We start from the raw sequence: 12854 nt of genomic DNA on the forward strand, positions 1-12854 counted from the left end.
AGACAATGCCTCCTAGATTGCTCCGGTTACAGTCAGTCCGATCTGGGCGATGATCGCGGAGAACACAAAGGTACCAGTCATAACAAAGATACCGATCAGGATCATCTTCCAGCCCTGCTTTATGAAGGTATGGATCTGGTCGCTGATGGAAATACCGGCATAAGCGCCAACCATGGTCAGCGGTGCAGTGAAGTTGATCTTTCCGGCAGAAGCAATGACAAACTCGCGGCACGGCGAGATCGGGGATGCGGCAAGCAGTCCCAGAATTGAAACATAAGCAACGATCGGAAGCTTCAGCGGAACGACTTTGCTGACTGCGACACCAACGATTGCGATGACCAGCAGGACACAGATGCCCGGAAGGGAATCGGTAAAGGCTACATGGAAGCCAACAAAGTTTGCCAGGCCAATGCCAAGGCCGGACAGCAGAAATAAAAATGCCCATTCAATATATCTCATGATCGAATTATCCTCCGTAAAAGAAATTTTCCTTACTGTTTCTTGTGACCCAGGTGACCAAGCACCGGTTCCAGGCGGTCATACAGCCAGTTGCACAGCGGGATGCCGATAAAGATCGCCATGTAGATGCCGTCGATACCGGAAATGGTCTCACTGGCGCTTGCAAGAGCGGAAATCTGGTCAGCCATAGCCGGGTAGATCTCGGTCAGGACAGCGGTGGCGCTTGCCATCATGATACCGGCTCCGACACCGGAGGACATGCCAAGTGCGTAAGGATGGAAAATACCAAGGGATGCGATAATGGAAACCATGAAGCCAAAATAGATGGTACCGATCATGCCGCCAACCACGTAGATGGAAAGGCTGCCGCGGGTTTCCGGTGAATCTGGTCCATACAGATCGGTAATGAGAGCCAGGTTGGTTTCACGGTTAATGGAATGGGTAGCGCCGATCGCTTCACGCTTTAAGCCGAGCATGAGAGCCAGAGGCATTGCTAAAAAGATGGTGCCCAGGTTGCCGAACTCCTGTAAGAGAAGGGCCGGACCTGCAGAAATAACAGTTTCAATACTTGCTCCGGCATTGATGCCAAGCTTTGCGATAAAGGGACAGATAGCGACGATAACCAGCTTTGATGCAGCTTTGACTTCCTTGGATTTGATGATCTTAGCGACCTGCGGGCCGGAAAGGATACCAAGGATCAGGGAATAAAAGATCGGGAAAAGAATAAAAGTGCCGAGACCGAAAGGGATTTTGATCTGGCCGATCTTATCTGCAATGGCGATAAAGAGAAACGCCAGCAGGTAGATCTTGTACTCCGCCTGAATGCGGGCCTTGAGGGAAGGATACATGTACTTGTCCATGGGGATACTCCTTTTTGTAAGTATTGTGTTACCGTGCACGTGTGTGCGAACGGTAACCGGTTTGCAGCTGTGTGAAGAAAACAGCTGTTTTTGTTTCGACAGGAGCATTCTATCGTAAGATGCTTTTTCAAAAAAGGACAAATGGGACTTTTCATGGAAGAAATTTCAAATTATAATAAAAAATACAATTGCAGGGTTCGTGTGAATGGCAGGGCGTGCAAAAACATAGGGACGGGAGCGGAGAGTATGACACTGGAAGAACTGAGAAAAGAAGTACCAGAGCTGGAAAACTATTTGAAATACATGCCAAAAGAACTGGAACACCGTTACTGGATCAAAACCTACGCGCCGGGCGTGATCATCCATCAGAAGGACTATGAGCTGGAATATTTCGGAATTATCGCAAAAGGGGAACACCGGGTCATCAACGAATTCCAGAATGGCAATGTATTCATGATCGAGAAAAACGAGCCGATCGATTTTGTGGGTGAAGTAACGATCCTGGCCGGAATGCCGAAAACCTCCGTGACGATCGAAACTCTGACAGAGACCACCGTCTTCTACATCAGCCGGAAGGACTTTGAAGACTGGATTGCGAAAGATATCCATTTTTTGCGCCTGGTGGCACACAAGATTGCCTACAAACTCTACCGTTCTTCGTACAACCGGGGAGCACGCCTCTTTTATCCGCCCCAGTTTATCTTACTGGACTATGTCCTGCGTGCCGCAGCCATGGAGCAGATTGAGAAAAAAGGTCACATTGTCATCAGGAAGACCCGTCAGCAGCTGTATGAAGAGTGCGGAATCACCGTGAAAACCTTAAACCGCACGATCAAAAAGCTGGAAGAGGACCGCGTCATTTCTGTGGAAAAAGGGAAAATTACCATGAATCTGGAGGAGTATAAGAGAGCCAGGGAGATGGTACATCATTATATCAGCTATTAGAGAAAATTTTCTTTCCTACGCGGCAACATTTTAGATTCTTCATCTGTATATTAGGCAGAACGGCAAAAACAGCCTGAAAAATACCAGAAAGAAGGATATGAATGATGATGAGAAAAGAGCAGAAAAACAGATATGGTCTGATACTGGCAGCAATGATTGCAGCAGCTTCTATGACAGCTTGTGAAGGACAGAACTGGTTTCTGTGGTTGTGTAGTTTATATCTCCTGCATGTAGAAACAGTGACGATGCTTATTTCCGTGCCAGCTTCCCAGATGCGTTATCCACGATCCAGACAAGCACAATGAGTCCCAGGAGAATGGCGCCTGCCCGGCTCCAGTTGTATTTGTTCATGGCGAAGATCAGCGGCGCACCGATCCCGCCTGCGCCGACCAGACCCAGCACAGAGGCTTCCCGGATGTTCACATCAAACCGGTAGAGGATCGCGGAAGCAAATACCGGAGCAATCTGCGGAAGAATGGCATGACGGATTGCTGCAAGCGGTGTGCTTCCCATGGCAAGGAGTGCACGGTATGGACCGAGGTCCAGTGCGTCCAGACATTCCGTGAAGCGTTTGGTAAGTAAACCGATGCTGCACATGGCCAGAGTCAGGACTCCGGTGAAAGCGCCAGGACCGGATACGCGGATAAAAATCAAACCATAGATCAGAAATGGAATCGATCGGATGGCGATCACCAAAACCTGAAAGAACGCGCTTACCGGCACGGTTGCAAAGCGCCGTGTGCCGAAAAATGCGAGCGGCGCTGCAATCAGTGCGCCAATCCCGGTTCCGACAATGGAAATACAGACGGTCTCGATCAAAAGATAGAAGAGACCGTCTTTTTTTGTGGAAAAAAAGAAACTCCAGTCAGGATGAAGGAAACCGGACAGCATATGCTGCAGACTTCCGGGACTGGTGTGGGAAAAATCCGGTGGGTTCTGGGTGAGCAGACAGCAGACAAACAGCACAACGAGCGCAAGCGAAAACAGGCGGAGCAGGTGTTTTCGATGCAGCCCGGACGAGGTCTGCAGCAGGAATTCTCTGCGGATCAGGCCGGAGAGCGCGCGGCTAATGGCTTCGATCACACATACAGCGAGAAAAAGCAGCAGAAGAATGGCTCCGACCTTATGAAATTCTCGCCAGGAAATCTTTTCATTTAAGATCAGACCAATGCCTCCGGCGCCTACATAGCCGAGAATGGAACTGTGCCGCACGTTGGTTTCCAGAAGATACAGGGCATTGGTTAAGTAAGAAGGGAGAATTTCCGGCAGTACTGTGTGAAAAAATGCCGGAAATGCGCTGCATCCCATGGAGCGGAGTGCCAGGTAAGCGCTTAAGTTGGTGCTGTCTGCGTCCTCGTAAGTGAGTTTTGTCATAATGGCAAAGGTGTAGAGCGTGATCGCAGCGGTTCCGGCAAAGGTCCCGAGTCCAAATAAAAAGGTGGCAATCAGTGCCAGTACAAGTGCCGGGAAAGAACGCAGAACCTGGATCACAAAGCGGGTGAAACGGCGGAACAATGCCGGGAAACGCAAGGATACAGCACCGGCCGGAGCTGCAAACAGTGCCAGAACGGATCCGAGAATCGTGCCGGTCACAGACATCTGCAGCGTGTAAAAAAGCGGGACAACAATGTTCGGAAGATAGGAAAGGTCCGGACGGATCATATCGGCAGCCAGATCAGCCAAGTGACTCCGGCGTGCAAAAAAATAAGCCGGATCGCAGCCGGTGAAGGCTGCGGCGGCAAAAAAGACAAAAAGAAAGAGAGACCAGCCCAGAATACGGAAGATGGTTTTTCTTTTGTAATGAAGATTTAGTGTCATGGGTGCTCTCCTCTGAAACGGTTTGTTCTCATGGTTCACGTGGACGTGTCTGGTAACGGTTCGTTTCCCTTTCTATATAGTTTGGCTGTATTTTTCAGTGTTGCATACCGGGAAAACGTCGGCAGGAAATTGCTGATTCTTTCATGTCTCGTTTTTACAGGAATGTTATTCTTGTTCCTGATAGATTTGCTGCAGCATCTCTTTGTCCAGCGCATCGGGCCGGCCGTCGAAAGCAACAGTCCCGTCTTTCAGGCCGATGATGCGACCTGAAAACTCCAGGGAAAATTCCAGGTTGTGGCTGTTCATCAAAACGGTGACACCCTCTGTCTGCTGGATTTCCTTTAAAAGTTCCAGGATCTGTCTGCCGGTGACCGGATCGAGGGAAGCGGCAGGTTCATCGGCAAGAAGTAGCAGCGGGTGGCGCATCAGCGCACGGGCAATGGCAACCCGCTGTTTCTGTCCGCCGGACAGGTTTTTTACAGGTTCTTCTGCTTTTTCTTCAAGACCGACCCGCTTTAAAAGCGAGAGCGCTTCGTTCTGTTGCTCTCTGGAATAAAGTCCGATCACTGCAGAAAGAAGGTTCATGTCAGGAAGACAGGCGGTAAGGACATTCGCCAGACAGGTGGAGTTTTCTACAAGACAGAAATCCTGATAGATGGTGCCAATGGAGCGCCGGATCTGCTTTTGCTCCCGCTTAGTTATGGTGGAAACATCGTTTCCGTCGAACAAAAGAGTTCCGGATGTTACCGTATCCATCCCGTTTAAAATGCGGAAAAGCGTGGTTTTTCCGGCGCCGGAAGCGCCAATGACAGAGACAAATTCACCCTGGAAAACTGTAAAAGTTACATTGTTCAGGGCCGTGGTCCCGTTTGGAAATTGTTTTTCTAAGTGTTTGAGTGCGATTTCCATAAAATACCTGCCTGTGGTTTCGTGCGAAATTATTTTGGGGCAAATGCAAAAATCCGCAGGCAGGGCAGCTGCCTGTGCCGTGCGGACTTTGCATATCGTGAAACATTTAGTTTAAGGATTTCAAGAGGTCCTGTGCAGCGCGTTCGCCGTCGTAGTTTGCATCGTCGCCCCATTCATAACCAACCTGGCTGAATACGCTGATGATGTCCTTGCCTTCGTCGGTGTTTGCAATTTCGATGAAGGAGTCGCCAAGTGCCTTGCGGAAATCTTCATCCTGCATCAGGTCAGAGTTTTTGCTGTAGGCGATCATATCGTTGTAGATGCCCTCGGTAACACCGATCACGCCGGTCTGGTTCACCATGTCATCGGTGCCGCCGAATTTTTCTTTCCAGTCTGCTGCGTATTTGGTACGGATGTGTCCATAGGAAACCATGATATCAGCCTGGCCGGAAGCGAGACGTGACAGGGAGGTGGTGTAGGAGTCAGACTGAACGGCATTGTCAAGATCGGCAATGGTCTTGCCGTAACGCTCCTGCAGCCAAAGTGCCGGATAAATGTAACCGGATGCGGAGGTCGGTCCCATAACAGCCCAGGTTGCGCTGTTTAAATCGTCCCAGGTCAGTTCCTCGCCGTTGTTTACTTTTGCAAGCAGCTCCTGACCTTTTTCGCTTGGTCCGGCCAGAAGAATGGATCGGTAATAGGTGCTCATTTTATCGGTATTTTCCTCAATCGTGCCGTCATTCCAGTCCTTCGGATCTTCGGAATCCTTGTTGATGGCGTAGCGCAGTGCGGTCAGAAGTACATCGCAGTCATCGGAGAACAGCACATAGTTGCCGCCGGAGATGAAACCGATATCGGCACTTCCTGCACTCAATGCTTCGCCGACCGCAGTGTAGCTGGTACCGACAGTCATGTCAATGTTAGCAACATCGTAGCCTTTGGTCAGAAGCGTTTCTTTTAACAGATTCTCCAGCGGCTCGGTGGCAGTGGTGATGGTATCTGCATCGGCATAAGGAGAAAAGGCAATTTTTAAAGAATCTACTGCCTTCGGTTCTGTGGCAGATTCTGTCTCAGAGGAAGCTTCGGCAGAAGAATCGGAAGAAGTTTCAGCAGAGGAATCTGCGGAAGCTGCTGCTTCAGAAGCAGCCGGTGCATCCGTCTTGGAAGAACAACCGGTGATAAGACCCAGGCAGAGCGCCAGGGAAAGAGCTGGTACAACAAATTTTCTCATAATACTACCTCCATGGCCCGTTTCGGGCAGAATAAATTTTCGTGTAGCTGCCGTGAAAAATGTGGTTGCTGTTTGCAGCAGTTACGGGATTCTGCTGAAAGGGTTCGAAAAGGTACAAAAAAAGCATGCCGCAGCATGCCTGAACATGACTTTCAGACAGAATGCTGACAGCCTGTATCTGGGCAGAGTACAAGCTGGGGGACGGTCGATCCTTTCTGGGATCCTCTCAGCCCGGAACACGGACTCCCTCGCAATCTGGTTTTCGTCATCGCAGTAATTTTTCTGATCGTAGTGTCAGGGCGCTCCCCCTCACACTGCATTCCGTTAACCGATTAGGATTGTACCACAGGAAAATGGAAATGGCAAGACAAGGAAAAACAGCCAGAAGAAAAACATATGCTGCGAGTGGCTGCAATAGGATTCCTTCTGACTGTTTTTTGGATTTCAGAAAATTTTATTTACATTAGCAGATTACTGTTCTGGATAATCTTTGCCAAACCAGGTAGCAATGATTCCATACGGTGTTTTTGGAGTAACCAGAGAAACAATCACCATGATGACAGTAGATAAGAAAGTAGCCATCAGGCATGGGTTAAATCCAAGAGAAATCGGAATGATACCAGAGTTGATCAGCAGGTAAAGTGCAATACCACTGATGATTCCTGCGAGTGCACCGTATTCATTTGCCGGCTTCCAGAAGAGTCCAAGAAGAACTGTATGGAAGAACGCAACGGTCATGCCGCCGGTTGCGTAGGTGATCAGGGAAGCAAGCAGTTCCGGTGGATCACATGCAAAGATGAAAATAACAAGGGAAATAACAACGATACCAATGGTGTTCAGTTTTTTGATAGTTTCCGGTTTTACAGATGGATTGATCAGGTTCTTATACAGGTCACTGATCAGGGTTCCGGCCAGAGATACAACCATACCGCCGACAGAAGACTGAACAGCACCGCAGACACCTGCAAGTACCAGACCGGCTGCCCACGGAGGCATAACGGTTACAGCAAGAGTCGGGATACCAAGATCCGGAGTTGCAAGGCTTCCTTCCGGGAATAAGTATTTAACTGTGAAACACAGACCATTCAGACCAATCAGCCAGATTGCTACGACAATGGTACCAATCTTAATTGCGCGATGCAGTGTGTTGGTATCTTTGTAGGTCAGGGTAGTCATGGTAACATGCGGCATGGTAAAGGTTGTAATTCCCCATAAGAATGCGAAGGAAATTACGGTTTTGATACTGGTAGGAACAAACCAATCCGGGTTGGTATCGAGTAGTGCGTGGATGGTTCCGGTATAACTTAAGCCGGTGCTGGTAATGCCCATAAAGAACAGGACGATAACAGAGATTGTCATGACAATACCCTGGATTACGATAGCAGATGCGACACCTTTAATACCGCCGGTGATTGCTGCAATGATTACCAGGACGGTAAAGATTGCAAGACCGATACGATAGTCCTGACCAGTCAGAATCTGGAAGATACGTCCACCGCCAGTAATGGTAGATACGGCAAAAGCTCCAAGGAAAAATAAAACAACGAGACCACAGAGCGCACCGACAAGTTTGTTTTTATTGTAGCGATTCATCAGTAATTCCACGAAAGTCTGAGAGTTTGTACGGCGTGCAACAATACCGACACGCTTGCCGATCAGTCCGAGTACCATGAAGTTGGTACACATGGACCAGAAACAGCAGACCATCCAGATAGCGCCAAAAGTGTAAGTATAACCGGGAACGCCCATGAAAACACCGGCACCGGCAACACCAGCGGATACCATCATCGCAGTCATCAGCACACCGCCGTTACGACCACCAGTATAGAATTTGCTGATATAGTCGCCTTTGCCTTCGTTCATAGCTTTTCTGGTGTATAAACTATACCCTAACAGCAGGATGGTATAAAGAGCAAAAACGAAAATAATGACCATACGAGTTGAACTTGATATCTCCATACTTCTTTCCCCCTATTTTTTCTGACGTGGTTTTAAGCTGCCCCGCGGAGTAACCTCCATATCCCGGTATACAAATGTAACAACCAGGAGTACTGCAATAACCATTCCAATCAGGATACAGATTTCCAGGAATATCCAGAGCGGAAATCCAAGAACATAGGTATAATTTGCAGGGTCAGTATCTCCAACCAGATACAGATTACCAATCATGAGTACCATAAAACCAAGATAAGTTCCAAGCGTTACCCAGAATTCTTTTCTGGTTTGTGTAAAACGCTCGTCTGGCTCAATATCTGAGAAATTGTAATCTCTGCTGTTGGGATCAATCCCTGCTTTTTTCTTATCCTCCATACGAAATCCCCCTCATATGTAAATATAGGTGCAAATTATGTTATGGCTTACATTTTGCTGATATTTTACTTAAGATCCACTGTGCTGTTTAATTCATGAGCCATTTCCTGCCAGTGTTCCATTCTGCGTTTGAGTTCTGCCTTACTTTCTTCATCTTCCCGGAATGCAATGGCAGTCCACGGCATTTCATCGAGTGCTTGAACAACCTCATCGATTTTCTGGAAAGGAATGGAAATCATACGCAGACCGGCCGGATAAGCTTTTCTTCTCTTTAATCCATGGTAAAAACCGGTTGTGATGTGGTTCACTTTTCCTGAAATGACTGGATAAGCATACATCCAGGAACAGCTGATTACCGGAGTGGATTTGGATTCCCAGAAATCACCGGAAATATAGCTGGTAGCACGCATGATGATGTCAGCTTTTTCCACATCTGCGATGCACATAATCAGATCCGGATCAAAATTACAGTCTTTTACAGGAGAAAAGACCACATAATTAACGGTACCGCGAATGATTCGAGGCATTTCCTGATACAGTTTCCGGCATCCGGAAGCTGTGCGGTACATTTCGAAATCCTGACCAGCCTGACCACTGGCAGTAACTGGTGGCGGATCGATCATGCCGAGTGCAAGCTTTCCGTAGCAGGCATCGTTCTCTTTTGAAATATAGAATGTTTTTCCTTTTTGCGCTTCTCGTACATACTCGCAGAATGCAAAATGATCTTTTGACTGCTCAATTCCTTCTGGACGGACTGCCATATACTTTAAAGCAATGGGTTCATAGTCCAATTCAAGTTTAGCGAATAATTCTTTTGCTTTTGCACTTAACATAAAAATCCTCCTTTTGTAAATAATGAATTTTCTTATTGATAATATTTTAGCAATATAATAAACAAAATGATATGGGCTGTTTGCGTGATTTTCTAAGAGCTATTGTTGAAAAAAAGAAAAAAGAGTAGAAAAATGAAAGAAAAAGAAGTAAAAAGGAAGAAAAAGATGAAAAAAGAGAAGAAAAATACGTCTAATAATTAACAAAATATGAACGAATTGAACTAGAATACGCTTTCACAAAAATGGAGCAGCTTTCTGGAAAAGCTACTCCGTTTTTTGAAAAAGACAATGTTAAGCTTCATGAAACAGCTTGATTAGCTTTGTCGTATTATGGACATTGGTCTTTTTGTAAATGTTGCAGACATGTTTTTTGAGTGTAGAAAGGCTGATGAATGCCAGCTGGCAGATTTCCTCATTGCTTTTTCCGGAAACAATATAATGAAGAATTTCGGTTTCTCGTTTCGTAAGGTGAAAATGGTTGGAAAACGCAGTAAGTTGATCCTGAGACTTTTGATAGTCTGTGCAGGAATGCGGATCCGAAGCTAGCATAGCCATCTTTAAGGCGAGATGATTTTTTAAAGAGTCCATGATATAAAGATCACGCTGGCTGTAATCGCCCTCTTCTTTGGAACGCCAGAGTACGAAAGCTCCAAGCGCATTGTCGTTGTAAACCAGAGTAGTATAAAGGCCGTAATATAAGTTCTGTGGTTTTAGGACTTCACGATAGATCAGGGAATTCTCCCATTCGTCTGCAGTACTGATCTCGGAGTAGCGGAATACATTACTCCATGGTGCGGAAAAATAATCTGTCCATTTCGGATTATATTTGCGTTCCAGGTAGAAATCTTCATTCGTAGGCTCATTCAGGATATTCAGCCCTTTGGGACTTTTCAGGACGTTTTTTCCGCTTTCACGGACAGCCTGAAAGGAAATGCCTTTCGAGAAGTGAATAAGTCCTTTCAGATTAGAAAGAACGGTAGTGCTGAATTCATCGTAAGAATTGCATTGATTGATTCGATATATCATTTGAGAAATGAACACCCACTCGCAGTTAAGTAGTGACTGAAACATAACCCCACATCCCCCATCTCATTGTACAGTATTATATACAATTATAACACAATTCTCTGCTTTTGAAAATGCGTCTGGTTCGAGTTTTCCATATCTACGAATAAAACGTTATCAAGAAAATAAAAACAATGGAAATTAAGACATTTGTGTAATGAAAGCGTAAGGAAGTAGTAAGTGTGCCGTTCTTGCGCAAGGGGGCATGTTTTGTATAATGAAATTAGAAGAAAGTAATTGGAAATTGGAAAGGAGGCGGCACGATGAAGCAGACAAAACATATCTGGTGGACATTTTCCGTATGGGAAGCGGATGCGCTCCGGCAGTATCTGGAACAACTGGCGCTGGAAGGATGGTATCCGGAGAGCATTGGCGGGAGCGGCATGAAATGTTACTGTGCAGACCCGGAAAAACGTCGTTATGCCGCGGTTTTGGCACCGAAGACTTCTGTGCTTACCGGTGCAGATTCCTGGGATGCCGGAAAATTCCGGGAGCGCTGCGAAGCTGCCGGATGGAAGTTCCAGTGCAGCGGCATCAACTGGCAGATCTTTTATACCACGGATGAGACATTGGAACGAACCGAAGAGATGAGCGATGCAAATCAGTTTTTGATTCAGAAAACGCTGGCATTTGGCTGGTCGACCCGGATCTTATATCCGCTGATCGTAGTGCTGCAGGGGTGGTTATTGTATCAGGGTCTGCGATATCCCGCAGAAACGATGGCGGATCCTTGGAGCCTGTTTTCCGGTGCAGTGTGCCTGCTGTTGATCCTTTCTTATGGCATTCCCTATCTGCAGCTGATTCGCTGGGTAAGAAGCAGTGAACATGCGTTAAGAGAACGCGGAAAACTTCCGGTCATGGATCTGAAACGCAGGATGAAGTCCAAGAGGCGTATGGCAGCTCTGCTGTTTGGCATAATCCTCCTTTTCCTTATTCTGGCTTTTTCAACTTCAGTCCACTTGCTTGTGACGGTATTAACCTCCAGCCTGATTCTGTGCGGAAGTGCATGTTTGGTATTAAGCTGGATCCGGAAACATGGAAGCGGAGATCAGAGAGAAAACTGGATCGGATATCTGGTCGGAGTGACTGCGCTTTGCATGATCCTGGTCCCGCTGTCCGGAGCCCTGACCGGGCATTTGATCGGGGATGAAGAAGAAAATACAAACGTAAAGCAGACGGTATTTGCCAGCTGGCAGAGCAATACGGTTCAGGCAGACAAAGCCGGAAATCCGGTAGTTGTGAATGTTTATAAAAGCCGGATTCCGTGGATCATACAAAAGACCAGACAGAATTATCCCAAAAATCTGACAAAGTTCTGGGACTGCAGGGAACTGGAGGTGCCAGAGGTATTGAGCACGTTGCCGGATGGGGTGCAGGTTTCCTGGTATCGTTATTATATACGGAATGAGACAGAAAACGGGAATGCGGAAAACCAAAGTGCTGAGAATCAAAATGTCAAGAATCTAGCGGCAGAAAGCGAAGATGCAAGAAGTGCAGACACAAAAAGCGGAGAAGTCATAGCGGCAGATGAGCGGACTGCACAGGAATTACAGAAGGAACAGGACGCAATAAAGACTGAAGAAGCGGCTGCCGCAGAGAATTATATTGCGTTGGATGAAGTCATCCTGAGCGATAAGAACCGCCTGGTAATTTTGGATTATGGCGGTGGAACAGACTCGGCTGGAGTGGAAGAAGCAGTGCAGAGATTTCTGGAGACGACCTTGAAATAGAAACGTAAATAGAAACGTATTAATGTATGTCGTCACCGGCCGGCACACATAAAAAATCCATATTTTCTTTCGTACACTGTCCTGGTGTGATCCGTTTCCCGGTTTTGGGGCAGAAAAGGTCATGGTTTACTTCTAGCGTGATGACATCGCCTGCCTGAAAAGTTCCATCGGTACAGGATTTTGTAACAGAATAGAAAGCACCGGGAGTCAGGGAAAGCTGTTTTATTGTGTTACGCAGCAGCGTTCCTTTTTCAAAAAGCTCCTCCCATGACAGGAATTTGTCACTGTATTTTTCTGAATTTTTATGATTGGTTACAGATGGATCTCGTTTCATGGTCTCTTCCTTCTTCCTGGATTTATCCTACTTTATCATACTTTATACTACTTAGCAATATCGAATCCTCCAACATGCTATAGTCAAAAAAGCTTACAGAATCTGTAAACAATACAAAAGAAGAAGGAGGATAACGGAATGAGGCCGTTAAAGGGAAAAGTCAGTATCACACTGGATAGTGACGTTATTCAGATTATCAGAGATTACGCAGAGGAGGATAACCGGTCGTTTAGTCAGTATATCAATATGGTGTTGAAAGAATATATCAACAGGCAAGGCAGGACTGCATTAACAAAGTCTTGAGCTTGCCTGTTTTTATTATACAACGAAACTATGATATAGCAAGATGAAATAGAAATA

General features: G+C 46.6%; 13 protein-coding genes. 3 read left to right on the plus strand and 10 right to left on the minus strand.

Annotation, left to right across the window (positions count from 1 at the left end; translation table 11 throughout):
• Positions 1–12: 12 nt before the first annotated feature.
• Both DWZ40_RS05515 and DWZ40_RS05520 read right to left on the minus strand, forming a co-directional pair.
• Positions 13–459 (minus strand): hypothetical protein, encoded by a 447-nt coding sequence (locus DWZ40_RS05515; protein ID WP_118541516.1) that lies wholly within the window; start codon positions 457–459, stop codon positions 13–15.
• Positions 460–491: 32 nt separating this feature from the next.
• Positions 492–1319, minus strand: coding sequence for a DUF3100 domain-containing protein (locus DWZ40_RS05520; RefSeq protein WP_118541518.1), 828 nt, complete (start codon positions 1317–1319; stop codon positions 492–494).
• Between the two features lie 246 nt (positions 1320–1565).
• Here DWZ40_RS05520 and DWZ40_RS05525 point away from each other — a divergent pair, with 246 nt between their 5' ends.
• Positions 1566–2264 (plus strand): Crp/Fnr family transcriptional regulator, encoded by a 699-nt coding sequence (locus tag DWZ40_RS05525; protein WP_118541520.1) that lies wholly within the window; start codon positions 1566–1568, stop codon positions 2262–2264.
• Between the two features lie 249 nt (positions 2265–2513).
• On the opposite strand, the gene phnE is transcribed toward DWZ40_RS05525, so the two are convergent.
• From phnE to DWZ40_RS05560, 7 genes are all read right to left on the minus strand, one after another.
• Positions 2514–4082, minus strand: coding sequence for a phosphonate ABC transporter, permease protein PhnE (gene phnE, locus DWZ40_RS05530; protein ID WP_118541522.1), 1569 nt, complete (start codon positions 4080–4082; stop codon positions 2514–2516).
• 165 nt (positions 4083–4247) lie between these two features.
• Positions 4248–4991, minus strand: a complete 744-nt coding sequence (phnC, locus tag DWZ40_RS05535; protein ID WP_118541524.1) for a phosphonate ABC transporter ATP-binding protein — start codon at positions 4989–4991, stop codon at positions 4248–4250.
• A gap of 106 nt (positions 4992–5097) precedes the next feature.
• A complete protein-coding gene (locus DWZ40_RS05540) occupies positions 5098–6222 on the minus strand; it encodes a PhnD/SsuA/transferrin family substrate-binding protein (protein WP_118541526.1) in 1125 nt (374 codons plus the stop codon).
• Positions 6223–6693: 471 nt separating this feature from the next.
• Complete coding sequence (locus DWZ40_RS05545) at positions 6694–8181, minus strand: hypothetical protein (RefSeq protein ID WP_118541528.1); 1488 nt, start codon at positions 8179–8181, stop codon at positions 6694–6696.
• 12 nt (positions 8182–8193) lie between these two features.
• Complete coding sequence (locus tag DWZ40_RS05550; RefSeq protein ID WP_118541530.1) at positions 8194–8532, minus strand: YhdT family protein; 339 nt, start codon at positions 8530–8532, stop codon at positions 8194–8196.
• 65 nt (positions 8533–8597) lie between these two features.
• On the minus strand, positions 8598–9365 hold the full coding sequence (locus DWZ40_RS05555; protein ID WP_118541532.1) for a DUF169 domain-containing protein: 768 nt from the start codon (positions 9363–9365) through the stop codon (positions 8598–8600).
• 291 nt (positions 9366–9656) lie between these two features.
• On the minus strand, positions 9657–10391 hold the full coding sequence (locus tag DWZ40_RS05560) for a LuxR C-terminal-related transcriptional regulator (RefSeq protein ID WP_182431628.1): 735 nt from the start codon (positions 10389–10391) through the stop codon (positions 9657–9659).
• 302 nt (positions 10392–10693) lie between these two features.
• On the opposite strand from DWZ40_RS05560, the gene DWZ40_RS05565 reads away from it, so the two are divergent.
• Positions 10694–12160, plus strand: a complete 1467-nt coding sequence (locus DWZ40_RS05565) for a DUF2812 domain-containing protein (protein WP_118541536.1) — start codon at positions 10694–10696, stop codon at positions 12158–12160.
• A 19-nt stretch (positions 12161–12179) separates the two neighbouring features.
• On the opposite strand, the gene DWZ40_RS05570 is transcribed toward DWZ40_RS05565, so the two are convergent.
• Positions 12180–12494, minus strand: a complete 315-nt coding sequence (locus DWZ40_RS05570; RefSeq protein ID WP_118541538.1) for a hypothetical protein — start codon at positions 12492–12494, stop codon at positions 12180–12182.
• 138 nt (positions 12495–12632) lie between these two features.
• Between DWZ40_RS05570 and DWZ40_RS05575 the strand changes: the two genes are divergently transcribed.
• Positions 12633–12797, plus strand: coding sequence for a toxin-antitoxin system protein (locus DWZ40_RS05575; RefSeq protein WP_118541540.1), 165 nt, complete (start codon positions 12633–12635; stop codon positions 12795–12797).
• The last annotated feature ends 57 nt before the right edge of the window (positions 12798–12854 follow it).

The sequence above is a fragment of the Clostridium sp. AF32-12BH genome, from assembly GCF_003477935.1.
Classification (GTDB): Bacteria; Bacillota; Clostridia; order Lachnospirales; family Lachnospiraceae; genus Brotaphodocola.